Origin of the sequence: Bacillus sp. FJAT-45066 (assembly GCF_002335755.1) — a bacterium.
Taxonomy (GTDB): Bacteria; Bacillota; Bacilli; order Bacillales; family Bacillaceae_I; genus Bacillus_CD; species Bacillus_CD alkalisoli.
This window is the reverse complement of record NZ_NISQ01000001.1, coordinates 197,274-222,694: the sequence shown is the minus strand read 5'-3', so window position 1 is coordinate 222,694 and position 25,421 is coordinate 197,274. Positions and strand designations below refer to the sequence as shown.

Genomic DNA, 25,421 nt, shown 5'->3' with positions numbered 1-25,421 from the left:
CTTTTAAACTCGGTTGAACTGCTGAATGAACCGTTGGTCGTTTGTATAGAAATGACGAATATCATCTACACCGTACTTTAACATCGTAATACGTTCTGGTCCCATACCAAATGCGAATCCTTGGTATACTTTTGGATCATATCCAGCCATGCGTAATACGTTCGGATGAACCATTCCAGCACCTAAGATTTCGATCCAACCTGTACTCTTACATACGTTACAGCCTTTGCCTCCACACTTCATACATGAAACATCTACCTCAACTGATGGCTCTGTGAATGGGAAAAAGCTTGGGCGTAAACGGATTTCGCGATCGTCTCCGAACATTTTTCTAGCAAATACTTGTAGTGTGCCTTTTAAGTCACTCATTGTTATGTTTTTATCGATAACAAGTCCTTCGATTTGCGTAAATTGATGAGAGTGTGTTGCATCATCATCGTCACGGCGATACACTTTACCGGGACAAATAATTTTGATTGGTCCTTTTTCTACATTCTTTTCCATTGTACGAACTTGAACTGGTGATGTTTGCGTACGTAATAGCGTATTTTCTGTAATGTAGAAAGTATCTTGCATATCACGAGCTGGGTGATCTTGCGGTAAGTTTAGCGCTTCAAAGTTATAGTAGTCTGTTTCTACTTCAGGCCCTTGCTCGATTGTGTAGCCCATTCCTAAGAAAAGATCTTCTATTTCCTCGACCACTTTTGTTAAAGGGTGACGGTTTCCTGTACGAACTGGTCTACCAGGCAATGTTACGTCGATTGTTTCAGAAGCTAACTTTTGTGCTACTGCTTCTTTTTCTAGTAGAGTTACTTTTTCTTCTAGTTTGGATGCGATAGCTTCGCGTACTTCATTTGCTAGTGCCCCCATTTTTGGACGCTCTTCCGCTGATAATTGACCCATTCCACGTAAGATTTCTGTGATTGGTCCTTTTTTTCCTAAGTAAGCGACACGAACATCATTTAGTTCTTTTAAGCTTTGTGCTTCGCTAACTTGTTGTAGTGCTTGTTGTTGTAATTCTTTTAAACGTTGTTCCACTGTTGTTTCCTCCTTTTTCAGGCTCTTGTGTTAAAAGTTTTTTAAAATAAATTTAGGAATAATACTCTGTCCGTTCCTTTCCGCTGCAGGCACTTCCTTTCCGCGGGGAGCGACGTGAGCCTCCTCGGCGTCCCGCCTGTGGGGTCTCACGCTTCACTCTTCTTCCCGCAGGAGTGAAGTGCCTTCCGCTTCAATCCACTCACGGTTTTAAAAGCGTAAAATACGACAATCTTTGAGTAAACACCCTAATAAAAACAACAACTTTTACATAAGCAGCCTTTTCTTATGTATAAGGTGGCTTTTTAGGCAAATAAAAAAACTCCTCCCTATGTAAGGGACGAGTTGTATCGCGTTACCACCCTAATTAACTAAACAAATGGTTAATAGACATGTCTAGTTCACTTCATTCCAAATAACGGTTTTTTAACCGGAACACTTTTACAGCTCATGGCTGGTCCAAGCGTCAACTCGAGAGGTGAAATTTCACTAATTGCCACTATAAAAATGCTTTCAGTCTCAGGCATCTTCTCCCTACATAGCGCATGAAAAGCTACTTGTCTCTTTCATCGTTTTTATAAAAATTATTATGTTGTTATTTACCTTTTCTTATTATATGGAAATATAGATGCTTTTGCAACTAACGAAAATATATTAGTTTTTGATAAGGCTTTGTTAAAGAACGCTGTTGATTTCCGTGCAAGGCTTCGCTTTCCGCGGGCGTGTCTCCCGTGGAGTCTCAGCCTTGCACGGAAATCAACAGGAATATTGTTAAATAACAACACTAAGCTTAACATAGCTTTTAAAAAACAAGTACTATAATAGCATTGAGGTATTGGGGGTAAGTTTTAATCTTTATGTTATAGTGATAATTGAATCAATTTCATAATTACGGTTCGTTTAATGAAAAACGAATATTTTAGTGATATACAATATAATATGTTCGTTTATGAGGGTGTAAAAACACAGAATACGATGCTATTATTCGTTTTTCGTTTAGTAGTCATACACTATGAAACGGACTCAATTAATTAGTTTTAAAGGAGGATTTATGAGGAAAACATTTTATATTGTATTAATGATATTAATTGTTGTTAATACAATCAGATACTCTTATTACTTAATACAAGGTGATATCTCTCCATTTTTTCTTTTCATGTTTGTGATTAACCTTATTGGCCTTTCTCTTGGGGTTGTGTATTTTCGTAATGAAAAAAGAGCTAAAGATAATCAAACAAAAAAACTGTAAGAGAGTATCGTTACTCTCTTACAGTTTTTTCTTTAGCCTCTTAAATAGTACATTAATATTCCCGCTGCAATGCCAACGTTTAGGGATTCACTTTTTCCGTAAATTGGAATATACAAGTTTTGATTTGTTTTGTCTAACAGGTCTTTTGCCATTCCTTTTCCTTCATTACCAACGATTAAAGCAAATGACTTTGGAGGATTGATTTGTGTATAGCTTACTCCATTTTCTAAAGCTGTCCCAAATATGGGGATTTGTTGCGTATTACATTTTTCCATCCATTCGTTTAGTGAGCCTTGCACGATCGGTAAATGAAACATCGCTCCTTGTGTTGAACGAATAACCTTTCCATTATATATATCTGCACACCCGTCTCCTAATACGATTAAATCTATTCCGACCGCTTCAGCTGTTCGAATCATCGTACCGACGTTCCCAGGGTCCTGAACATGATCAAGCATAAGTATTTTACTATTAGTAGACACTGATACCTCCAGCGCGTCTTTCATTCGACATATAGCAATAACTCCTTGTGGTGTTTGCGTTTCACTAATCGCTTTTAACACATCATTGGGAACACTGTACAAATTCACGTAGTCCGTTTTCCAACTGGACGGCAAAGTTTCCTTATCACTAATAATAATGTCTTCTACTAGGTTATCTATTTTTAAGGCTTCCTCTACTAAATGAAATCCTTCTATTAGAAATGTGTTACTAGCTTCTCTTTCTTTTTTCTTATGTAGCTTCTTCCACTGCTTTACCTTTGGATTTTTTACAGATTCAATTATTTTCAAAAGTGATAACTCCTTTGGTTCTTTTATATTCGTATTATACTCAATGTGAGATGAGGATGAAAGTGTGACGTGAAAAGTTAAATTTGCACATAAATATTCCATTTTAGGAAAAGATACTTTTGTAAACTATTTTTCTCTCGAGGTGAAAAAAATGAATTTGAATTTACGTCACGCTATTCGTCAAAATGTAGAAGGCAACAACCAGGAGGAATTACAAGCAACGATCGTGGATGCGATTCAAAATGGTGAAGAAAAAATGCTTCCCGGTCTTGGGGTATTGTTTGAAGTAATTTGGCAAAACTCTTCTGAGCAAGATAAGCAAGAGATGTTAGGTACTTTAGAAAGCGGATTAAAATAAGTGATTTGGAGCTGGTTTCATGCCAGCTCTTTTTTTATTATAGTTTAATTTATCTTCAGCTATAAACAAAAGCCCTACAAACATAGGGCTTTAAGTCATTATTATTCAAATGTAATAGTTTTAACTGTTTCTGTATCTAAACGTTTAATTACTTCTGCAATTAATTTTACTGCATTTTCGTAGTCGTCACGGTGTAACATCGCTGCATGTGAGTGAATGTAGCGAGTTGCGATTGTGATAGACAGTGCTGGTACACCTTGAGCTGTTAAGTGAATAGCCCCAGAGTCCGTTCCACCACCAGCTACAGAATCAAACTGATATGGAATTTCCATTTCATCTGCTACACCTGTAACAAAGTCGCGTAATCCTTTATGAGAAATCATAGAAGCGTCATAAAGAATAATTTGAGGACCTTTACCCATTTTGCTTAACGCTTCTTTTTCCGTTATGCCTGGTGTATCACCAGCAATACCAACATCAACGCCGAAACCGATATCAGGTTGAATCACGTTAGCAGAAGTTTTCGCTCCACGTAGGCCAACTTCTTCTTGAACTGTACCTACTCCGTACACTACGTTCGGATGGTCAGCATCTTTTAAATGCTTTAATACGTCAATAGCAATTGCACAACCAATGCGGTTATCCCATGCTTTTGCAAGTAGCATTTTTTCGTTGTTCATTACAGTAAATTCGAAGTAAGGAACGATTTGGTCACCAGGAGTTACGCCCCACTCCGCTGCTTCTTCACGACTAGATGCCCCGATATCAATAAACATATCTTTAATATCAACTGGCTTTTTGCGAGCTTCAGGAGGTAAGATGTGAGGTGGTTTTGAGCCAATTACACCTGTTACATCACCTTTACGCGTTACAATCGTAACACGTTGAGCTAGCATTACTTGTGACCACCAGCCACCTACTGTTTGGAAGCGAATGAATCCACGGTCATCAATGTTTGTTACCATGAATCCTACTTCGTCTAAGTGACCTGCCACCATAATTTTCGGACCGTCTGCTTTACCGATTTTTTTGGCAATTAAGCTTCCTAATCCGTCTGTGGTTACTTCATCGGCATATGCTTCTATGTATCGTTTCATTACATCACGAGGTTCTTTCTCGTTTCCAGGGATGCCTTTCGCATCCGTTAAGTCTTTTAGCATTGTTAATGTTTCATCTAACTTTGCCATCTATTTCGCCCCCCTAAATTATGTATCAATGCCTATTATACAGAAAAATCTTACATATGTAAAAACTATTCCTTATTAATACCAGACGAGCCGAATCCTCCTACTCCTCTACTGGTATCCGTAACTTCTTCTACTTGAACAATATTTACTTTGGTAACTGGTGCCATAACCATTTGCGCGACCCTCATATTCTTCTCTACAAGGAAATCTTTTTTCCCATGGTTTATTAAGATAACTTTCACTTCTCCTCGGTAACCTTCATCTATTGTACCTGGGCTATTTAAAACGGTAACGGAATGTTTTAAAGCAAGGCCGCTTCTAGGTCTGACTTGGGCTTCTGTACCCTTTGGCAATTCTAGGACGAGACCAGTACGAATTAAAGCCGCTTCACCCGATTTTATTACTTTTTCTTCCACAGAAAACAAATCTAAGCCAGCATCGCCAACATTTGCCCGAAAAGGTAATTGTGCATCAGTATGTACTCGTTTTACTTTTAATTCATAATCCAATATTTTTTCCTCCAATTTCTAAAAAAATGAAACCTTTCATACTCTCATACGTATATAATGTTACTATTACTTTGATTTTAAGGAGAGAACACTTATGTTGTTTGTTATCCTCATTCGTTTACTTGTAATTGCCCTTATTGTTTTTCTTATCTATTTTACCATTAAATATATACTGAATCCTAAGCGAAAGCTTGAACTTGCTCACGAAAAGAAAAATTTCTTCATGCTAGATGCAAAGGAAAACGTAAGGAAAAATTTCATATTAACTTATAAAGGCGTCATGTTTGAAGGTGAAAAATATTTAGGGACGACTGATCAATCTTTTGAAGTTGTATCTATTTTTATATTCCCTAAAAGCAATGCCAAGTTACAAGGCCTTCAAAAGCACGACTTCCAATATATCGAAAAAGAAGTACGACGCACTTATCCTAACGCAATTATAGATTGGAAGAGTCCAATAAAAGAATTTCTGAAAAATAATTAGATAGAAGATATAAAAGAATGTATAAACAATACATAAACCCGCGGAAAGCGAGTACCTCGTGCTATCATCAACGGTTAGTACTCTCTTTTATTATAAAAAACCGCAAGTGCCATTTTTACAGGCTACTTGCGGTTCTTTATTTTACTTCGAATTGAATAATCGTTTTAATATTGTATGTTTTATTTCCACCATCTTCGGAAATGTAAAAATCCGCTACACCTTCCACCGTATACTTCCCTTTAGGAAAGGTTTCTCCAGCTAAAAACTCCTTCATAAAAGCAACAAATTCTTTGTCATCTTGATCGCTGTATCCGCCTGTTTTTTCATACTTTTCACGAAGTGGTAAGTCTTTTTCTAGTGTTGTTTGTAATAATGGCTGGTCCATAGCATAGTCAATATTTATTCCTCGAGTCTCTTCTTTAATGTTAAAAAAGAACGGGGATGCCGCATGAAAAATATCAATCGTATGCTTTTCTCCCTTATATGTAAGCTCGGCTATCATCATTACTTCGTCGTTCACATCATATACTTCTTTTTCAGAAGCCAAATATAAATGAAAATCATCTACAGTCTCAGATGAGACAATACTCAAATTATTATAACTTGGTTGATTCGTGTTCACATTAGGTTGTACTTGATCTTTTAATGTTAAATCATAAAAAATATAGATAGAGATACCTGCAATTATAGGAAAAACAATTAAAAGCATGATAAGCGGAAGTTTAGCTTTCATAAAATAATCACCCCTATGTATTAAGACGCTTTATGTTAGAAAATGTTACAAAGTGCCTAGCCGAAGACTAGACACTTTAACAATTACCCTTTTTTCATCACTTTTTCTTTTCTGAAAAATGTATCCCATTTAATAATGACATATTTTTGTCTAGCTAAAAGGGACACAGCTAGTAATACAACTAATAGAACAATAACGGAAACTAGAGATAATTCCGTGATTACCTGACCAAAAACAGTATAAATGATAGCAATGGGGATGTTTGATAAAAATGAAGCCTTTATATAGTCGCGGAAGTTTTTAGTAGTTTCTATTAAACATAATGATAATAAATGAAAATGGATAAATGGTATTAGTCGTAATACAGTTACTTGACCGACAGAAATTTTCGCTCTGTTCCCAAACCACTTTTCCTTCATTTTTAATATTTTTGCAAACACTCTTGGCATTTGATTATATAAAATATAAAATAATAGACTAGATAACGTTAATCCAACGATAGAGTAAATACTCCCTACTAAGCCTCCGAAAAGGGCTCCACCTGCAATACAAATAATGACAACAGGTATGAATAAAATTTGCCTGACGATGTGGAAAAGTATAAATGCGATAGATGCTAGTAACCAATGTGTTTCTATCATCATGTATAGTACGGTTAATCGCTCATCCATTGACGCCTCACCCCACGATCTTCACAAAAGTAGAAGCATAAATTAAGCTTATTCGAGCTTGTTTATGCTTATGTTAATCCGATTAAAAAATAGATAATTAATGCTATTTGCACAATGGTTAGCAGTGGTAAGCCGTAACGAAAGGATATGTGCTTTGTTTTATGACGGAACATACGCATAGCGATCCATCCACCTAAAGCTCCACCAAGTAACGATACCGTCCAAAGATGAAACTCTGGAATGCGCCATTGTTGTTTTTTTGCTCTTTCTTTATCCGTTTTCATTAAGAGAAATGATAAAAGGTTAATAAACATATATATGAGAAAAAACTCTTTCATGTTACCTCCGCTAGTGAACAGTATTAACATTTTTTTTGGTTTGTTATACGTATTAGTTTTTCTATACTAACTGTTGATGTTCGCTGCAGGTGTTCGCTTTCCGCGGGTTTGTCTAGTTATAGCGGCTAGCTCCTCGAGACATAAGCCATGGACATCTCGAGGGCAAAAAGCGCCCTCAAGCTGCCCCTGTCTTATGCTTTTCGGAGCTGAACGAGCCGCTTTCACTTTTCTTGGCACTCGGGAGCCTCCTCGGCGCAAGCGCCTGTGGGGTCTCCCTTGTCGATACATCGCACGAAGGAAATGCGTATGCATTTTCGAGGAGTCTCACACCTGCAGCGAACATCAACTTCATTTCTTTGAATAAACTATAATACTTTCATTAATATAAAGAGCCTTCGAAAATGTTCATTTAACTCTTCATAAAAAGTTTCTGTATCATTAATTATATAACAAAAGGGACTAAAGTTAATTAGTCCCTTTTATAAGTATAGAGAAAGCTCTATGCTTTATTATTTGTTTAAGCTGTTTTTTGCAGCAGTTGCTAATTCAGCAAATGCTTTTTCGTCGCTAACTGCTAATTCAGCTAACATTTTACGGTTAACTTCGATACCAGCTACTTTTAATCCGTGCATTAAACGGCTGTAAGAAAGACCATTTATACGAGCTGCTGCGTTAATACGAGCAATCCAAAGCTTACGGAAGTCGCGTTTCTTTTGACGACGATCACGATAAGCATAGTTGAATGATTTCATTACTGCTTGATTTGCTACTTTATATAAAGTATGTTTAGAACCGAAATAACCTTTAGCTAATTTTATAACTTTTTTACGACGTCTGCGTGATACTGTACCGCCTTTAACTCTTGGCATTTTGTTTCCCTCCTAATAATCTATCTAAAACGATTACCGATATTATTTGATGTTGTCTAACATGTGACGGATACGCTTGAAGTCACCTTTGCTTACTACAGCAGCTTTACGTAATTTACGTTTTTGCTTTTGAGATTTGTTTCCGAATAAGTGACTTGTGTAAGCATGAGCACGCTTCAGTTTACCAGATCCAGTCTTTTTGAATCTTTTTGCTGAACCGCGATGAGTTTTCATTTTAGGCATTGGTGTTCCTCCTCATTCATTACTTTTCGTTTTTGGGTGCTAACATTAAGAACATACTACGGCCATCCATTTTAGGTGCCGATTCAATTGTTGATACTTCCGCACAAGCTGCGGAGAAACGATCAAGAACACGTTGACCAATTTCTTTATGTGTAATTGCACGACCTTTAAAGCGAATCGATGCTTTTACTTTGTCTCCTTTTTCAAGGAACTTAATCGCATTTCGAAGCTTCGTGTTAAAGTCATGCTCATCAATAGTTGGACTTAAACGAACTTCTTTTACGCTAATAACTTTTTGGTTTTTACGGGCTTCTTTATCCTTCTTCTGTTGCTCGAAACGGAACTTTCCGTAGTCCATAATTCGGCATACAGGAGGTTTTGCAGTAGGCGCAACCATTACTAAGTCAAGATTTGCTTTTGCAGCAATCTCCAGTGCTTCTGTTTTCGTTTTGATTCCAAGTTGATCTCCATTTTGACCAATCAGACGAACTTCACGGGCACGAATCCCATCATTAACCATCATATCTTTGCTAATAATTAGCCACCTCCAAGGTTTTATCCAAATACTCATCATGAACAATACTGCATCCTGATGAAAAGCAAAAGTTTTACTTGCTTTGTTTTTACATATAAAAAAGTGTGGGTGCACTAAACACCCACACTTTACGTTTACAAGTAATAAAAAGCTTGTCGTAAAACCTGCCAACTGCGTTATGCGTCAATCAGGTGAGAAGCGGGTGCTTCTTCTTGTTCATAAAAAGTATTATTTACCTTAGAAATATATCATTAACAACTAGGTGTTGTCAAGGAATCGAAATTTAAAACAAACAACGATTTAAATTCTATCAGATGAAATTGTATTATGCAATACTTTTTTTCATACTTTTCAATTTGTCGATTTAAAGATAACTACAAATACAACGCCTGTCCGTTCCTTTCCGCTGCAGGCACTCGCTTTCCGCGGGGAGCGACGTGAGCCTCCTCGGCGTTCCGCCTGTGGGGTCTCACGCTTCGATCTTCTTCCCGCAGGAGTCGAGTGCCTTCCGCTTCAATCCACTCTTTGTTTTAAAGAAAGGTGGGGAAAAACCTTTGCGAAAAGAGCCACTGTTCTTTAGTTATTAGCTTTTTCTAAATGCTAAAAGCTAACCACTAACATCTAACTTACTTTTTTGCTTCCTTAACTATTGCATCTACAAATGCGTCTAGGGAGATTGTTTCGGATTTTTGTTCTCCGTATTTTCGGACGTTTACTGCTCGGTCTGTGATTTCGTTGTCTCCTAAGACTAGCATGTAAGGGATTTTTTGCATTTGTGCTTCACGAATTTTGTAGCCGATTTTTTCGTTACGTTCGTCAAGTTCTACACGAATTCCTTCTGCTTTTAAGCGCTCTTGCACTTCCTTTGCATAGTCAAAATGAACTTCAGGAGAAACAGGGATTACTTGAACTTGTACTGGTGCTAACCAAGTTGGGAATGCTCCTTTGTATTCTTCAATTAAGAAGGCAACGAAACGTTCCATCGTTGAAACTACCCCACGGTGAATAACGACTGGACGGTGTTGCTTTCCATCTTCTCCAACGTAAGATAAGTCAAATTTCTCTGGTAACAAGAAGTCAAGTTGTACAGTGGAAAGCGTTTCATCTTTCCCAAGAGCAGTACGCACTTGAACATCTAATTTAGGACCGTAGAATGCTGCTTCCCCTTCTGCTTCGAAGTAGTCTAAGCCTAGTTCATCCATTGCTTCTTTTAACATCGTTTGAGCTTTTTCCCACATTGCATCATCATTGTAATATTTTTCTGTATCTTCAGGGTCACGGTATGATAAACGGAACGAATAGTTTTCTAAGCTGAAATCTTTGTACACTTCTTGTACTAAGTTAACTACGCGCTTAAATTCATCTTTAATTTGATCTGGGCGAACAAAAATATGTGCGTCATTTAAAGTCATACCACGTACACGTTGTAATCCTGATAGTGCTCCGGACATTTCATAACGATGCATTGTTCCAAGCTCGGCAATACGAACTGGCAACTGACGATAACTGTGTATGCTATTTTTGTAAACCATCATATGGTGCGGACAGTTCATTGGACGTAACACTAATTGTTCGTTGTCCATCTCCATTGGAGGGAACATGCCATCTTGATAGTGATCCCAGTGACCGGAAGTTTTGTATAACTCCACGCTTCCCATAATAGGAGTGTATACGTGATCGTATCCAAGACGAATTTCTTTGTCTACGATGTAGCGTTCCACTACACGGCGAATTGTTGAACCTTTCGGAAGCCATAATGGCAAGCCTTGCCCAACTTTTTGTGAGTTAAAGAAAAGGTCTAGCTCTTTTCCTAATTTACGGTGGTCACGCTCTTTTGCTTCTTCTAATAAACGAAGGTGCTCATCAAGCTCTGCCTTTTTGAAAAATGCAGTTCCGTAAATTCGTTGTAACATTTTATTTTTGCTATCACCACGCCAATAAGCTCCAGCAATGCTTAACAATTTGAATTCTTTTATCTTCCCAGTTGAAGGAACGTGTACACCACGGCAAAGGTCATAAAACTCACCTTGTTCGTAAATAGTAATTGTTTCTCCTTCAGGAAGTTCACGAATTAATTCAAGTTTAAGCTCATCGCCAATTTCTTCATAACGACGAATTGCTTCTTCACGTGAAACTTCCACGCGAACTACATCCAAGTTTTCATTCACAATCTTTTTCATTTCTTTTTCAATAACTGGTAAATCTTCTGGTGTTAATGAGTGTTCCATGTCAATGTCATAATAGAATCCATTTTCAATAACAGGTCCAATTCCAAGTTTTACGGTATTGCCATATATACGTTTAATAGCTTGTGCCATTAAGTGGGCCGTGCTGTGACGCATGATAGATAAAGCTTCTTCACTGTCTTGAGTAATAATGCTAATTTGCCCATCACCGTTTATTGAAGTACGTAAATCTATTTGTTCGCCGTTTAATAATCCAGCAATTGCTTTCTTTTTCAGACCTGGGCTAATGGATGCCGCAATATCTTCTGTTGTTGTGCCTTTCTCAAACTCCTTTACCGCTCCGTCTGGAAATGAAATCTTTACTAATTCAGACATCCTAATCACCTCTTAAATTTTTTAGTTGTTAGTCGTTAGCGCTTAGCTTTAGTTATAGGACTACACTCTTTACCTAATCACTAGCCACTAGACAAAAGCCCTAACAAAATAAAAAACTCGCCCCTAATAAAAGGGACGAGTTATTATTCTCATCGTGGTTCCACCCTAGTTCCCATAGACTGCTAAAAAGAAAGCAGAATAATGGCTTAAGCTGGATAACGGGTCTACCGTCAACTGCTACTACTCAAGGGTTCGCAATTGAAGTTTAAAGGTGGTAAGCATTCAAATCGTAATAGGAAGCTTGCACCAAATGCTTCCCTCTCTGGGATTCGTATTTAAATACTGTTGTCCTTATCATTACTTTTAAATGGATAGTTTTGTATATGTACGTTATTATATTCTCCTTACGAAGGAAAAGCAACCCCAACTATTCATTAATTGAAAAATTTTCACAATAGGTGGTAAAAATGATAAATTTTCAATTAACTCTCCATTTTTTCAATTGAAATTGTTGATAAGGCAACAGCGTCGCACGTTCTTGAAATATATTTCGTATCGTTTGGACGAGATAATGATCCGTATGATCGGTGTATAAATATAGTTTTTTCGGTGCAATCGAAACAAGTGGTGCCAACACAACGGAATCGATGTAGTAACCGTAATTATTAAAATGAGTTCGGTTAATAAACTTAATTAATTGGTTTTTACTTATAAGTATTCCGTTTTTATCGTAGAAATCAAATTGATAGTTGTATACTAAGTGCACCTCATCAAATGAAGAATCTGTACAGAACAACACTTCTCTTAATTGTTGAATAAAAGCTTGATATTCTTGCTCTAACTTATACTCGTCAATGGCCGCCTCAATGTACGGCATTAGTTGATCAAAATAATGTTTTAATCGAAAGGTAATCAATGATTCAATGGAAAATGAAACATTGCTGTTGATTAGAGATTCTAATACACTTTGCAGTTCTTTCTCTCGTTCGGTATTTTCCGGGAGATTTGGTATATCGTTTATCTCGCCCTTCCTAATACTTTGGTAAATGCATAATATTTGTTCTTGTTCCTCGAAATCCTTAAAATAAAATGTATTCTCTAACACAGAAATAATCCAATTCGTTTCTTTTTTTGTTTGTATAAACCACTTTAATGCTGGTATGAATATTTGTTGACACCAATGATCATCGAAAGTAGAAATTGTCATCTTTTCTTTATTTAAAGAAAGTGCATGAACACTTTTCGAATCAGTTTGAATGAGCTTATTATATAAAATGTTCGCATCTATTTGATCTTGAAAGGAAATGTCAAACAAGTTTGTCCCCCCTTTAATACACCTGTTTCTATGTATATGGGGGTAGTTGTAAAAAAATGAGTGTTTGATTAAAGTTCTTGTTATGTTTTTATAGACAAAAAATAGCCCACAACAATTGGGCTATAACAAATTTATTCTTCGACTTTCTTCTGCAATTTTAAACGTTCTAATCGCTCTGCAAGCTTTCGCTTATCTTCTTCTTGAGCAGTAGTCGTACTTTCATTTTTCTCTTCTGTAATTTTCTGTTCCTTACTAATAAAGCGATTTCTATTTTCTGTTTTCTTCGCTGGTGTCTTAGTGGAACTTTTTGTTTCTGCCCATGACTGATACTGGCGTTGTTCTTGCTTAGCAAGTTCCATTGCATCCGGAACTGTTTTTATATGCTTTCTCGCCCAATGACTTGCAATCTTTTCAATGTATTTACGATTTAACTTCATATCTGTTTTTAGTAAGACGTAGTACAGTAAAACGTTAATAACACCAGCCGGTAAATGCTGCTTAAACATGATATCTTCCACAATTTGAAGGTCAGACACAATTGGCTCACCACCATTTGATAAGTCAGACAACAATTTCCTAGGTGAGACAGTCTCTAACATTTTAATTAACTGTTCATCTTTAGAAGTTGGCTCTTTGTTTTCCATCTTTCGAAGTGTGAAAGGTTGTGTCGTTTCAACTAATGTTGGAAGCTCGTTATTATATTCTAACTGGTACCAATCACGAGATGACTTTCTTAATTTTTCAATATTTATATTGTCATCTTCGTCTATCGTGTTCATTAAAATATCTTTCATTTGCAAGGCATCAATTTGATACAAGAATGATAATTTTTCAATTGCATCCTTCACTTTTGTCGTTATCGCTTTATTAGGGATAACAACATCCGATAAGCCCGCAAATAATAACTCGAAGTCAAAGTTAGTGTGCTTTATTACAGGTTCGGTTCCTTGCGCTCTATTCATCCATTCTTTTTCACTCGTAATTGAAATGTCTTCAAAAGCTTCATCATTCAAACTACCTACCATTTGCTCAGCTTGAATAGATTGAAAAACATCGTTAAATGATTTTGTCACTTGCTCATACTGTTCGTTTATCAGCTTGTCTTCCGTAAAGAATTTTTTAACATTCAAGTATTTACTTTTACTTAGCCGGTTATATAAATAAATATTTAGGACTGGATCTGAGAAAAAAGCGTCTGGTGTTAACGGAGGTTGAATTTCATATATAAAATTTCTTGCGTCATTTTTCTCATTTACATACGTTCTTAATAATCCAATTCCTTCTAACTTCTGTCGCTCATGATGGATGTCTTTCAAATTGCACTGCATCATCGCCATGAGGCTATGATGTGTTTTATCTTCCCCCCATAGACGATCTTGTTCAAGTTCGCTCCAGAGTGTCATATACAGACTAAACCCACGAAAACCAAGTAGTGGCTGGTATAACATTGTTAAGATTTTTCTATCGTATTCATGGATAAGCCCGTTCGACCGAACGATGTAACGGTCGACAGGAACTAGGTCATTCCAATGTCTTGCTGACATACGGTTTCCTCTCCTTTCTTGCTGGTTTATAGAAAAAAAGAGCTGAATGCTCGCCACTTTTCAGTATATAAAGACCGTGCCGGTTTTATGGCCGCTTTCCGCGGGGGAGGCGGTGAGCCTCCTCGAGCCAATGGCTCTGCGGGATCTCACCAGCCTGCCCTCTCCCGCAGGAGTCGTCCACAAAACCGGCACTTTAAATAATTTCATTACTTTTTAGTTATACGAATCCTTGTTAGTCAGTTAATTTTTTTGTTCTTATTTTCTTTCTCGCTCTATCAGTTCTTTTAGTTCATCAAGGAATACATTTATATCTTTAAATTGTCTATAAACAGAAGCAAAGCGCACGTAAGCAATTTCATCGATGGTTGCTAGTCTGTCCATTACCATTTCTCCAATTGTATTACTATTTACTTCGGATACACCGATGTTACGAAGGTCTTTTTCTACATTCATTACGATATCCTCTAGTTGTTTAAGTGCAACTGGGCGTTTTTCGCATGCACGTATAAGTCCTCGAAGTACTTTTTCTCTGCTAAATTCTTCTCGTATTCCTTCTTTTTTTACAACGATTAACGGCATTTCTTCTACTTTTTCAAATGTTGTAAAACGGTATAGGCACTCTTCACATTCTCTTCTTCTACGAATAGAACGCCCTTCTTCTACAGGGCGTGAATCTAATACTCTTGTGCCGTTATGTTGGCAAGATGGACATTTCATCTTTTCATCAACTCCCGTGTCGTCTAATCGTTTAATCCAGATCCTATAAATGTTAAAGATTTGTCAAGCTTTTCGTACATATGTACAATTTGTTTTTTGCTAAATCCAAAGTCAAAAGGTAATGAAGTTTCTGTTGAAACAGAGAAATCTACTGCTGTTTCAAATGCACGTACAGAAATTACCGTAATAATCATAAAAGCTTTCTTCCCGTTATTAATGGATACAGCTATTTCGCCATGTTCTTCTGAAACTGATTTAACGGTGTAACCATTTGTTTTTTCAACAACTTCTTTAACTGCTTTTAGAGCATTTTTGTTTGTTATTTTGTAATACCGACTTTTTAATTGTTTGTCCATGTGATTTTCTCTTGTTTCTGCGTGTGTAGAGAAAAATGTTTTTACGTTTTGTATTAGTGCCATTATGTTGACAACCCCTTTATGGAAGTTCTATTCTCTATGTAAAACTGAATTTTTTTTACCATTAGAAAAAGAGGTGTACATGTACACCTCTTCTCATTTTACTCGATTTACGTATTATTTTAAAGTGCTTTTGCTTTCTTTACTTGAACTGGTCCCATACCACGTGGAAGTTCAATTGTTTCACGTGTTTGAGCGTTAAGTGCTTCAGCAATGTAGTCTGCAGCAACATTTGGATCTAAATGTCCACATGTATAAACGTCGATGCTTGCATAGCCGTGTTCAGGGAAGCTATGAATTGTTAAATGTGACTCAGAGATAATAACAACTCCGCTAACTCCTTGTGGTGCAAATTTATGGAATGCTACCTCACGAATTTCTGCACCTGATTTAAGCGCAGCATCAACAAATGTTTTTTCCACAAATTCCATATCATTTAGCTTGTCAAAATCGCAACCCCATAATTCTGATATAACGTGACGACCTACAGTTTCCATCTCACGTTCCCCCTTTAACTATTATTGTTGGATACATGAATTTCTCTCAATGTTAACTGCTATTAATGTCTTAACTACCACGGGGGAAAGTTAGTCCAGAGAGGTCCTAACCCTTTAAGTAGCCACATTAGCCTTTCAAGAAGTTCACGAATCATAGTATACTTTCTTTTATTTCGTTTTGCAATAAACTTTTTACATTTATTTTTGTTAAAGGGTATATTTTTATAGAAAAGTGGTCAATCTATGTAGTTTGGTATATTTTATTTTAAAATATTCTTTATATACGGATTTTGGAATTGGGTACAAATCGTTGCTGTACGCTGTAGGTGCTCACTTTCCGCGGGTGGTCTCGGGAGCCTCCTCGGCGCAAGCGCCTGTGGGGTCTCCCTTGACGCACTTTTCCCGCAGGAAAAGGAATGCTACGGGAGCGATTCATCGCACGAAGGAAATGCGATAGCATTTTCGAGGATCTCGCTCCTACAGCGTACAGCAACTAATTTAAAGTTATTTTTAAAAGATTTCACAAAGAACTAAGAATTCCTAGAAATATCACTAAAATAGATTTATAAAAAAGATTTAATGAAATTAAAATAGCGGTTAACAGAAAGTTAACCGCTTACAAATTGTTATTCAAATTAATTTGTTACTGCTTCTTTTTGAAACATTTTTTGTGCAACGTAGTTTACTAAGTCTACTACGCGGCAAGAGTAGCCCCACTCGTTATCATACCAAGCTAATACTTTTACTTTATTTTCTTCCATAACGATTGTTGATAACCCATCAACGATTGCGGAATTAGGGTTTGTATTAAAGTCAATAGATACTAATGGTTCCATCGTAATATCTACTACACCATTTAGTGAACCGCGTGCTGCTGTTTCAAATGCTTCGTTAATTTGATCCACTGTGACCGATTGCTTTAAATCTACAACAAGGTCAACTAAAGATACATTTGGTGTAGGTACACGTAAAGCCATTCCATGTAATTTACCTTTTAAGTGAGGTAATACTAATGATAATGCTTTTGCTGCTCCAGTTGATGTTGGAATGATGGATTGAGCGCAAGATCTAGCACGTCGTAAATCTTTATGAGGATTATCGATATTATTTTGATCGTTAGTATATGCATGAACAGTTGTCATTAAACCGTTTACGATTCCGAATTGATCGTCTAACACTTTTACAACTGGTGCTAAACAGTTTGTAGTACAAGAAGCGTTAGAAATTACATCATGGTTTTCAATGTCTAATTCACCTTCATTAACTCCCATAACAATTGTTACATCTTCGTTTTTCCCTGGTGCAGTTAAGATTACTTTTTTCGCTCCAGCGTTTAAGTGTAAAGCTGCTTTTTCGCGTGAATTAAACTTTCCAGTAGCTTCAATAACGATATCTATGTTTAACTCTTTCCAAGGTAATTCCTCTGGATTACGGTTGTTTAATAATTGAATAGTATGACCATTTACAATTAATGCGTTATCTTGAGGAATAATTTCTCCGTCAAAACGACCATGATTTGTGTCATACTTAATTAAGTGAGCTAATGTTTCTGCAGGATAGCTCGCATTGATTGCAACGATATTCATATTTCCTTCTAGGATAGCCCTTCTAAATACCATTCTTCCGATTCTTCCGAATCCATTAATTGCAACCTTTGCCTTCATAAACAATTCCCCTTTTCACCATTATGTTATACTTTTAATCTGATAATCTACAATTAGTATAACATATTTGATTTTTCGTGTCATGAAAAAATTAAAAAAACAGCGGGAATTTATGTTCAGATTTTTTTTGTAATATAAACTGTTGATGTCCGCTGTAGGCACTCGCTTTCCGCGGGCGGTCTCGTGAGCCTCCTCGGCGCATAGCGCCTGTGGGGTCTCACTTAACACGCTTTTCCCGCAGGACAAGGAAGGCTACGCGAGCGATGCATCGCACGAAGGAAATGCGATAGCATTTTCGAGGATCTCGCGCCTACAGCGGACATCAACAAAATAATATCTTATAATAATTTTCACTTACAAAGTCTTTCTAATAAATCTTGTAGTTGGGCTTCTGTTTCGGCGATAGAGCCGTTGTTGTTGATTACTTCATCCGCTAATTTTATTTTTTCTTTTAGTGGTAATTGTGATTTTATTCTAGCTATAGCATCTTCTTTACTTAGAAGGTTACGCTCCATTAATCTTTCTAATTGTGTTGATTCATCTACATATACGAGTAAAGTTTTTTCTACTAAATGTGTTAACTTACTTTCAAATAACAATGGTATATCCATTACAACTAAAGGATGACCTTCTTTTATGTAATTGGCAGCATCTTCTTTCATTTTTGTTCTAACTGCAGGATGAACAATTTCATTTAACTTTTTTCTTCTTTCTTCTTGGTGGAAAATAATATTCCCTAACGCAGGCCGATTAATGGAACCATCTTCATATAAAATGCTTTTTCCAAAGACTTCTACAATTTGCCTATAAGCTGGTTTGCCAATGTCCACTACTTCTCTTGCTACTATGTCAGCATCCACAATCGGTATACCAACATTGCGCATCATATTAGCTACAGTACTTTTTCCACTTGCGATTCCACCAGTTAGACCAATGATTTTAGCCATACTTGACCCCCCCCTACTAAAATTAAAGACTGATAAAAGTATCAGCCTTTAAAGTTTAATTACCCCTATTACAATTAATAACACGCCTGGTAAAAAGGCAAATTTTTGTACCCAACTTATGTTTGAGAATATTTGCCCAATTCTAATACCAGAAATAACAAAAAGCGAACTCATTAATGCAACACTAAGTGCCATGATAATTGGAGAAAAGCCTAACAATGCAGCACCAATTCCTGCTCCGAATGCATCTAATGAAAGTGCTACTCCAAGGAAAAATGCTTCTAGCCCAGTAATGGAACCAGACTTATCAAAATCGGCTTCTGTTGGCTTTCTTAAGATATTTATTACAACACCTAATGACTTAATTTCCAGATTTAAGATCATTTTCTCTCCAACACAAACTTCGTCCTTTTGTTGGCTTGAGCGGAAAAACTGATATAGTACCCACATTCCAAGTAGAACTAAAATAGAGCCTCCAATAGTTTCTGCTACTTTAGGAGACAGAAAATTAGTAATAAGAGTACCGACAAACATGGCTAGTAAAAGAGCCATCGCAGAACACGTGGCAATGATTGCTAAAGATTTTAATGGCATTCTCATTTTTCTTAAGCCATATGTTAAGCCAACACTAAAGCTGTCTAAACTTACTGCAAAAGCTAAAAGTAAAAGCGAGATATATTGAACCATATCGAGCTCCTCCCTACCTAACACTAAAATAGTATATGGCAGGAGCCCATCCGATGTGTTACTAACGTATATCGGTTTTATTATTCAGCTTGGCACTTTCGACAAGTATGTGTTCCTCTACCTGCAACGACTGACTTTTCAATCAAAGTTCCACATTTTTTGCATGGTTCGCCAGCACGACTATATACGAAAAGTTCTAATTGAAACATTCCAATTTGTCCTTGTGAGTTTACGTATGACCTTACTGTACTACCACCTTTAACAACTGCTTCTCTTAAAGTAGCTACAATTTCACTATGTAGCTTTTTTAGATCGTCTTCCGATAAAGAAGATACTAGCCTTGTTGGATGGATGCCTGAACGAAACAGTGCTTCATCTACGTAGATGTTACCAAGTCCAACTAGAACAGATTGATCTAATAACGCTGCTTTTATATTACGATTCGTCTTTTTTAAGCGTTCTTTTAATAATTCTAACGTAAACATATCTTCTAACGGTTCTGGTCCTAATGTGACTAGTGGTTTTTGTTGAAACTCCGATCCCTTAGGATAGAGGTGGAACGTTCCAAACTTCCGAACATCTTGGTACCTAAGTTCCATATCATCTATGAAGTGAAAAATGACATGTGTATGTTTACTTACTGGTTCTTCTTTTGGATAAAGCCCATACTTCCCTTCCATCCTTAGGTGGGAAATCATACAATAGTCCGTTAAATAAAATAATAAGAATTTCCCTCTTCTTTTTACTTCTTGAATCGTTTGTCCTTGTAAAAGCTGTAAGAAAAGGTGTACATCATCAGGATGTTTAACCATCTTGGGCCAATGTACAGTGACAAAGCTTATTGTTTTTCCTGTTACTAATTGCTCTAACGTTCTTCTGACCGTTTCTACTTCTGGTAGTTCTGGCATTTATCTCACCTACTATTATTCTTTACTTAGCGTCAAACCATGTGGAGCCATATGAATAATCAACTTTAAGTGGCACTTCAAGTTCAACTGCTTGTTCCATTATTTCTGGAACTATTTTTTTCATCACTTCTATTTCATCCTCAGGTACTTCAAATACTAATTCATCATGCACTTGCAGAAGAAGACGTGCTTTTAATCCCTCTTTTTCTAAACGCTTTGCCATTTCTATCATTGCTTTTTTAATAATATCAGCGGCGCTCCCTTGAATAGGTGTGTTCATTGCCGTTCTCTCTGCAAAGCTTCGAATGTTGAAATTACTACTTGTAATCTCAGGTAAATAACGTCTTCTATGAAGCAGTGTTTTAACATAGCCTTTGTCTTTTGCATCACGAATAATTTCATCCATATATTCTTTTACACCTGGGAAGCTTTCTAGGTAGCGGTCGATAAACGTTTTTGCATCTTTACGTGTAATATTTAAACTTTGGGATAACCCATAATCACTTATTCCATACACAATACCAAAGTTAACTGCTTTTGCTTGTCGACGCATATTAGATGTTACTTCTTCCTCACTCACGTGGAAAACGTCCATCGCGGTTTTCGTATGAATGTCATGATCCTCTTTAAACGCTTCGATAAGTTTTTCGTCTTTTGCAATATGAGCTAATACACGAAGTTCGATTTGGGAGTAGTCTGCTGCAAAAATAACCCACCCAGCCTCACTAGGTACAAACGCTTCACGTATTCTTCTTCCTTCTTCTAAACGAATTGGAATGTTTTGTAAGTTTGGATCTGTCGAGCTTAAACGTCCAGTTTGTGTTAATGCTTGATTAAATCTTGTATGCACTCGGTTTGTATCTGTGTGAATTACTTTTAATAATCCTTCTATATAAGTAGATTTTAATTTCGATAATTGGCGATAATGTAGGATTTGTTCTACAATTTCATGTTTATCAGCTAGCTTTTCCAAAATGTCAGCAGACGTAGAGTAACCTGTTTTCGTTTTCTTAACTGGTGGTAAACCTAAATTTTCAAATAGTACAACACCAAGTTGTTTAGGAGAATTAATATTAAATTTTTCTCCCGCTAACTCAAAAATTTTCTCTTCGATTGTTTTAAGCTGGGAAGACAGGTTGTCTCCCATGTCTTTTAAGCGACCCTTATCTACTTTAATACCCGTAGCTTCCATTTCTGCTAAAACTAATGATAACGGCATTTCTAATTCTTCAAACAACGATAACTGTTCGTTATTTTTTAATTCTTGGATGTAATCTTCTTTTAATCCTTCGAGTGCAAGAGCTTTTCGCATTAGATGGTCTGCTAAAACGTCTTGTGCTGGAACTTTTTGTTTAGCTCCTTTTCCGTAAACAGCCTCATCTGCCTGTACTTGGGCATAGCCTTTTTTCTTAGCAATTTCAGCTAAATCTGCAGAGCTTTCAGCCGGATTAACAATGTATGCTGCGATAATTAAATCAAAATCAATTCCATTTAGCTCTATCCCATTCCAACTTAATGAAACGATGGCTCTTTTCGCATCAAATACTGTTTTTCTTTGTTTTTCATTTTCAGCAAACTCTTTAAACACATTTGATTTTAATGCATCTTTTGTAGGAATGAAGAAGTTTCCTTTTTCATTTACAAGAGCAATTCCTTGAATATCTGCTTGGTGGTAGTTTTCTTCTAATACTTCCACTAACAAGAAGTTTTCGTTTGCAAAATGGTCTTCTCTTATTTCTTCCAAAATCTCATATGTAATATCTTTTAATTCTTCTTGTTCTTCCGAAACGTCTTCTCCTAGTTTCTCAAGTAACGAGTTAAATCCTAATTCTTTAAACATTTCTTTTACTTTTTGTACATCAAAGCCATCATAAGATGTATCGGGAACAGTAACTTCTATTGGTGCTTCCCTTAAAATAGTTGCAAGCTCTTTACTCATAATAGCTTGTTCTTTGTTTTCTTCTAATTTTTCTTTCAGCTTTTTCCCACTTACTTTATCAATCGATTCCAGCAGAGTCTCAATTGTCCCAAACTCTTTCAATAATTTAATCGCCGTTTTTTCTCCAACACCAGGGACACCTGGAATATTATCGGAAGAGTCTCCCATGAGTCCTTTCATATCGATGATCTGATCAACTGAAATGCCATACTTTTCCGTAATAAACTCTGGTGTGTAGGAATCCACATCTGTGATTCCTTTTCGTGTAATGTCTACTGTTACATTTTTAGAAGCTAGTTGTGTTAGATCTTTATCGCCAGAAATAACTTTCACTTCTAATCCATCTTTTTCAGCTTGTAAAGAAAGCGTGCCGATAATATCATCCGCTTCATAGTTTTCGAGCTCATAGCGACGAATATTATAGGCATCTAGCAATTGACGAATGAATGGAAATTGCTCAGATAACTCTGGTGGTGTCTTTTGCCTGCCGCCTTTGTACTCACCGAACGTTTTATGACGGAACGTTGTTTTTCCAGCATCAAATGCTACTAGCATATGTGTCGGCTTTTCTTCCTCTATAATTCTCATGAGCATCATGGTAAATCCGTAAATTGCGTTAGTATGTATTCCTTTATCATTATTTAAGAGCGGCAGGGCGAAGAATGCTCTGTACGCTATACTATTTCCATCAATTAAAACGAGTTTATTTTTAGTCATCATAATTCCTCCTCTAAAAAATAGTCTTTTTTAAACACCGCTATTGATTTCCGCTCATATCTTCGCTTTCCGCGGGCGGGCCGTGAGCCTCCTCGGCTTCGCCTGTGGGGTCTCACGCTTCCCGCTTCTCCCGCAGGAGTCTTCGATATGCGCGGAAATCCAACCGCTAGATTGAAATCAACTCTACAACAAGCTTTTACATAGAGAAATAAAAAAATGCCATCCTTTTCTTCCTATATTCTATCATGTAATAGAAAAGAAAGAAAAAGATGACATAATGATTTTAACTATTAATCCATGTATCCAAGTAACAAACGAGCATATGGTGAATCTGATGGTAACACGATTACAGTTTCTCCATTTACTGTTGTTTTATAGGATTCAAGCGTACGGTATAAGTTGTAGAACTCTAGGTCTTTTGAGAAAGCATTATTATATATTCTAGCAGCTTCCCCATCTCCTTCTGCTCTAATTTCATCGGCGTCTGCTTTTGCTTTTGCAAGCATTTCCGTTACTTCACGATCTGTATTAGCAATAATACTTGTTTTGGAAGCATCACCCATAGATAAATATTCTTGCGCTGTTGACTGTCGCTCTGAAATCATACGAGTATATACAGACTGTTCATTTTCTTCCGGTAAGTCTGTTCTTTTAATTCGTACGTCTGTAACAACAATACCGTAGTTTGCATTTTCTAAAAGTTCGTTGACTCTCTCCGTTACGATGTCATTTAAACTCCCACGGGAAGATTTTTCATCATTAATAATCTCATCATAGTCAAGTCTCCCTAGTTCTGTTCTTAAAACAGAGAATACAAACTCTGACATACGAGTTTCTGCATTTACAAATGTTCTAGCATTTTGAATCATTTTTGTAGGGTCTTCGATTCTCCACACTACATAGTTATCAATTATCATTCTCTTTTTATCTCGAGTGTTAATTTCCGCTTCCGCTACATCATAAACCATTTGATATTTTGGTAGAGTGGAAACCTCTTGAATAAATGGTATTTTTACATAAATTCCCGGATCTTGTTTTATACCTATTACCTCCTGGAACTGTCTAACAACTTTAATTTCGCCCTCTTTTACGATATAGACGTTACTTGCGAACAATCCAAGGACTATTGCTATAATTACTAAGGTGATACCACCACGTATGGACTTTTTCCATTCGAAGTTCGGTTTTCTTTGTTCAATATCAATAATGTTTTGATCACTCATTAGTTTCCACTCCCTTCCTGATTTGCAGGTGGTTTCGGAGTATTATCTACTCTTTCCTGACGAATTGGGAAGTACTTCATCGTATTTCCATCATCATTCATAATATAGATTTGTGCGTATGGTAATACTTCCTCTAACGTTTCTATAATAATACGACTCTTTGTAATCTCTGGAGAGTTAACATACTCTGTATAAAGAGCGTTAAATCTAGCTACATCACCACGAGCTCTTTCCACACGAGCCGCTTTTTCGCCTTCCGCTAGGGACATGATTGCAGCTTTTTCACCTTCGGCTTCATTCATACGTTGATTTCGGTATCGATTCGCTTCATTTATTTTCGTATTCATCGTTTCACGAGCATCTGTAACATTCGTAAATGCTTTTCTTACGTCTTCATTAGGAATCTCTACATCTTGAAGTTTTACTGCTGTAATACCTATGCCAATGTCATATTTCTCCATTAACTCTTTTAACAGCTCATAAACATCAGCTTCAATTTCAGCTTTACCACTTGTTAACGCATCATCTATTTGTGAACTACCAATCGTACTTCTTAAACTAGCTGACGTTGCATTGTACAAGATTTGCTCAGGTCTATCTGCTTGGAATAAAAACTTTCCTGGATCTGTTATTCTCCACATAACAACCATATCAGCTAATACAATGTTTTCATCACCAGTTATCATTTTTGTATCTTTAGGAAATTCAACTATCACACCGTCTTTTTCCTCATAACCAAACTGTAAACTGAACGTTTCAGTTGATAAAATTTCTACACGTTGGATTGGCCAAGGCATTTTAAAATGTAACCCCGCCCCCTTAATATCTTCATCTACTTTACCGAACGTTAACACTACCGCTTGTTCTGATTGGTCAACAGTGTACCAAGTTGTAACAGCTGAAACACCTAAGACAACAATTAATATTAATGCAAAAATACCGGTATAAATCTGTTTTAAACTAACCAACATTCATTCTCCTCTCTCTTATGCTGTAATATGGCATTACTAGTAAACTAAGTACCATACATAATGCATGACTACTTTACGAAAAACGAACAATCAAAAATTGATATCATTAAATACTATAATAAATGCAATATTATATATATTTAATATTTATACGTAATAGTTCGTTTTTCAATAAACGAAATACAATTATGAAATTTACTAAACTAAAAAAATAGTAAATATAACACCAGAAAATTATCCATTTTATAAATGAACTTTTTTAACCCAGTCTTATATACGAATACATATGACAAAAGTTTCTCTTCTTTTACAT

The 25,421-nt window shown here is 36.5% G+C and carries 26 protein-coding genes and 3 other annotated features; of the genes, 3 read left to right on the top strand and 23 right to left on the bottom strand.

What is annotated here, in order from left to right; all coding sequences use genetic code 11:
• Window positions 1–3 precede the first annotated feature (3 nt).
• Window positions 4–1,038 (bottom strand): phenylalanine--tRNA ligase subunit alpha, encoded by a 1,035-nt coding sequence (gene pheS, locus CDZ92_RS01105; RefSeq protein ID WP_096153058.1) that lies wholly within the window; start codon window positions 1,036–1,038, stop codon window positions 4–6.
• 330 nt (window positions 1,039–1,368) lie between these two features.
• Window positions 1,369–1,614: a binding site (T-box leader), on the bottom strand.
• Between the two features lie 472 nt (window positions 1,615–2,086).
• On the opposite strand from pheS, the gene CDZ92_RS01100 reads away from it, so the two are divergent.
• Complete coding sequence (locus CDZ92_RS01100; protein WP_096153056.1) at window positions 2,087–2,284, top strand: hypothetical protein; 198 nt, start codon at window positions 2,087–2,089, stop codon at window positions 2,282–2,284.
• Between the two features lie 32 nt (window positions 2,285–2,316).
• On the opposite strand, the gene CDZ92_RS01095 is transcribed toward CDZ92_RS01100, so the two are convergent.
• Window positions 2,317–3,075: a TrmH family RNA methyltransferase gene (locus CDZ92_RS01095; protein WP_096153055.1), complete on the bottom strand. Its 759-nt coding sequence runs from the start codon at window positions 3,073–3,075 to the stop codon at window positions 2,317–2,319.
• A gap of 151 nt (window positions 3,076–3,226) precedes the next feature.
• Here CDZ92_RS01095 and sspI point away from each other — a divergent pair, with 151 nt between their 5' ends.
• Entirely contained in the window at window positions 3,227–3,433 is a 207-nt protein-coding gene (gene sspI, locus CDZ92_RS01090) for a small acid-soluble spore protein SspI (RefSeq protein ID WP_096153052.1), read from the top strand.
• 101 nt (window positions 3,434–3,534) lie between these two features.
• Here sspI and CDZ92_RS01085 read toward each other — a convergent pair whose 3' ends face one another.
• Both CDZ92_RS01085 and dut read right to left on the bottom strand, forming a co-directional pair.
• Entirely contained in the window at window positions 3,535–4,620 is a 1,086-nt protein-coding gene (locus CDZ92_RS01085; RefSeq protein ID WP_096153050.1) for a M42 family metallopeptidase, read from the bottom strand.
• Window positions 4,621–4,685: 65 nt separating this feature from the next.
• Complete coding sequence (gene dut, locus CDZ92_RS01080; protein ID WP_096153048.1) at window positions 4,686–5,129, bottom strand: dUTP diphosphatase; 444 nt, start codon at window positions 5,127–5,129, stop codon at window positions 4,686–4,688.
• Between the two features lie 94 nt (window positions 5,130–5,223).
• Between dut and CDZ92_RS01075 the strand changes: the two genes are divergently transcribed.
• The gene (locus CDZ92_RS01075) at window positions 5,224–5,613 is read left to right on the top strand and encodes a sigma-w pathway protein ysdB (protein WP_096153047.1); all 390 of its coding nucleotides are present in this window, start codon (window positions 5,224–5,226) and stop codon (window positions 5,611–5,613) included.
• A gap of 136 nt (window positions 5,614–5,749) precedes the next feature.
• On the opposite strand, the gene CDZ92_RS01070 is transcribed toward CDZ92_RS01075, so the two are convergent.
• The 19 genes from CDZ92_RS01070 to hflK all read right to left on the bottom strand — a co-directional run bounded on the left by CDZ92_RS01070 (window position 5,750) and on the right by hflK (window position 25,108).
• Complete coding sequence (locus tag CDZ92_RS01070; RefSeq protein WP_096153045.1) at window positions 5,750–6,346, bottom strand: hypothetical protein; 597 nt, start codon at window positions 6,344–6,346, stop codon at window positions 5,750–5,752.
• Between the two features lie 83 nt (window positions 6,347–6,429).
• Window positions 6,430–7,017 carry a TVP38/TMEM64 family protein gene (locus CDZ92_RS01065; protein ID WP_096153044.1) on the bottom strand — a complete coding sequence of 196 codons (588 nt, stop codon included), beginning with the start codon at window positions 7,015–7,017 and terminating at the stop codon, window positions 6,430–6,432.
• 68 nt (window positions 7,018–7,085) lie between these two features.
• Entirely contained in the window at window positions 7,086–7,355 is a 270-nt protein-coding gene (locus CDZ92_RS01060; protein ID WP_096153042.1) for a DUF1294 domain-containing protein, read from the bottom strand.
• Window positions 7,356–7,864: 509 nt separating this feature from the next.
• On the bottom strand, window positions 7,865–8,224 hold the full coding sequence (rplT, locus tag CDZ92_RS01055; protein WP_096153040.1) for a 50S ribosomal protein L20: 360 nt from the start codon (window positions 8,222–8,224) through the stop codon (window positions 7,865–7,867).
• Window positions 8,225–8,266: 42 nt separating this feature from the next.
• Window positions 8,267–8,467: a 50S ribosomal protein L35 gene (gene rpmI / locus CDZ92_RS01050; RefSeq protein WP_096153039.1), complete on the bottom strand. Its 201-nt coding sequence runs from the start codon at window positions 8,465–8,467 to the stop codon at window positions 8,267–8,269.
• Window positions 8,468–8,486: 19 nt separating this feature from the next.
• The gene (gene infC, locus CDZ92_RS01045; protein ID WP_141395250.1) at window positions 8,487–9,005 is read right to left on the bottom strand and encodes a translation initiation factor IF-3; all 519 of its coding nucleotides are present in this window, start codon (window positions 9,003–9,005) and stop codon (window positions 8,487–8,489) included.
• Window positions 9,006–9,092: 87 nt separating this feature from the next.
• Window positions 9,093–9,222 (bottom strand) — a sequence feature (ribosomal protein L20 leader region).
• 406 nt (window positions 9,223–9,628) lie between these two features.
• The gene (gene thrS, locus CDZ92_RS01040; protein WP_096153036.1) at window positions 9,629–11,563 is read right to left on the bottom strand and encodes a threonine--tRNA ligase; all 1,935 of its coding nucleotides are present in this window, start codon (window positions 11,561–11,563) and stop codon (window positions 9,629–9,631) included.
• Between the two features lie 128 nt (window positions 11,564–11,691).
• Window positions 11,692–11,930: a binding site (T-box leader), on the bottom strand.
• Between the two features lie 111 nt (window positions 11,931–12,041).
• Window positions 12,042–12,878: a sporulation protein YtxC gene (gene ytxC, locus CDZ92_RS01035; RefSeq protein WP_096153034.1), complete on the bottom strand. Its 837-nt coding sequence runs from the start codon at window positions 12,876–12,878 to the stop codon at window positions 12,042–12,044.
• Window positions 12,879–13,009: 131 nt separating this feature from the next.
• A complete protein-coding gene (locus CDZ92_RS01030; RefSeq protein ID WP_096153032.1) occupies window positions 13,010–14,422 on the bottom strand; it encodes a replication initiation and membrane attachment family protein in 1,413 nt (470 codons plus the stop codon).
• A 255-nt stretch (window positions 14,423–14,677) separates the two neighbouring features.
• On the bottom strand, window positions 14,678–15,139 hold the full coding sequence (gene nrdR / locus CDZ92_RS01025) for a transcriptional regulator NrdR (protein WP_096153030.1): 462 nt from the start codon (window positions 15,137–15,139) through the stop codon (window positions 14,678–14,680).
• Between the two features lie 23 nt (window positions 15,140–15,162).
• Window positions 15,163–15,558 carry a cytosolic protein gene (locus CDZ92_RS01020; protein ID WP_096153027.1) on the bottom strand — a complete coding sequence of 132 codons (396 nt, stop codon included), beginning with the start codon at window positions 15,556–15,558 and terminating at the stop codon, window positions 15,163–15,165.
• 119 nt (window positions 15,559–15,677) lie between these two features.
• Window positions 15,678–16,052 (bottom strand): adenosylmethionine decarboxylase, encoded by a 375-nt coding sequence (gene speD / locus CDZ92_RS01015; RefSeq protein ID WP_096153026.1) that lies wholly within the window; start codon window positions 16,050–16,052, stop codon window positions 15,678–15,680.
• A gap of 635 nt (window positions 16,053–16,687) precedes the next feature.
• Entirely contained in the window at window positions 16,688–17,716 is a 1,029-nt protein-coding gene (locus CDZ92_RS01010; protein WP_096153024.1) for a glyceraldehyde-3-phosphate dehydrogenase, read from the bottom strand.
• A 350-nt stretch (window positions 17,717–18,066) separates the two neighbouring features.
• Complete coding sequence (coaE, locus tag CDZ92_RS01005) at window positions 18,067–18,663, bottom strand: dephospho-CoA kinase (RefSeq protein ID WP_096153022.1); 597 nt, start codon at window positions 18,661–18,663, stop codon at window positions 18,067–18,069.
• A 48-nt stretch (window positions 18,664–18,711) separates the two neighbouring features.
• Window positions 18,712–19,350 (bottom strand): sporulation membrane protein YtaF, encoded by a 639-nt coding sequence (gene ytaF, locus CDZ92_RS01000; RefSeq protein WP_096153021.1) that lies wholly within the window; start codon window positions 19,348–19,350, stop codon window positions 18,712–18,714.
• A gap of 80 nt (window positions 19,351–19,430) precedes the next feature.
• Window positions 19,431–20,258, bottom strand: coding sequence for a DNA-formamidopyrimidine glycosylase (gene mutM, locus CDZ92_RS00995; protein ID WP_096153019.1), 828 nt, complete (start codon window positions 20,256–20,258; stop codon window positions 19,431–19,433).
• A gap of 22 nt (window positions 20,259–20,280) precedes the next feature.
• On the bottom strand, window positions 20,281–22,914 hold the full coding sequence (gene polA / locus CDZ92_RS00990; protein WP_096153017.1) for a DNA polymerase I: 2,634 nt from the start codon (window positions 22,912–22,914) through the stop codon (window positions 20,281–20,283).
• Window positions 22,915–23,204: 290 nt separating this feature from the next.
• Complete coding sequence (gene hflC / locus CDZ92_RS00985) at window positions 23,205–24,137, bottom strand: protease modulator HflC (protein WP_096153016.1); 933 nt, start codon at window positions 24,135–24,137, stop codon at window positions 23,205–23,207.
• Window positions 24,137–25,108 carry an FtsH protease activity modulator HflK gene (gene hflK, locus CDZ92_RS00980; RefSeq protein WP_176483678.1) on the bottom strand — a complete coding sequence of 324 codons (972 nt, stop codon included), beginning with the start codon at window positions 25,106–25,108 and terminating at the stop codon, window positions 24,137–24,139. Before hflK ends, hflC begins: the two co-directional genes overlap by 1 nt.
• Window positions 25,109–25,421: the final 313 nt, after the last annotated feature.